Raw genomic sequence first — 282 nt, 5'->3', positions numbered from 1 at the left:
GGCCTGGGCTTCGAGAAAGCCGGACCGTGTGCCCTATTACTCCCATCGGGCTCGCACCCGACGGAAACCGTCAGTGCCACAGTTACCGGGGTGTCCCGATCGCGGTCAAGTGAAGATGCAAAGCGGGTGGCGTCCGATGGCGAGCCCTGTTTTACCGCCCCAGCACGCGCCTTCCCTCACCTGGAGCAACACGCTTTAGGCCCGACAGGCCAGGAACCCCTGTTCGATCACCACTTTCGGCAGATTCCGCCCGATGAACACCAGACGGCTCCTGCGCTCCTC

The 282-nt window shown here is 63.5% G+C and carries 1 protein-coding gene; it reads right to left on the bottom strand.

Translation table 11 applies throughout. The features are described 5' to 3' along the window. Positions 1-195: 195 nt before the first annotated feature. The coding region (locus ACZYTC_RS34435; RefSeq protein WP_488991779.1) for a GTP-binding protein at positions 196-282 on the bottom strand (87 nt) is incomplete at its 5' end.

The organism is Labrys sp. F242 (assembly GCF_057813875.1).
The sequence above is the reverse complement of the archived record's forward strand: the minus strand, read 5'-3'. Positions and strand labels throughout refer to the sequence as shown.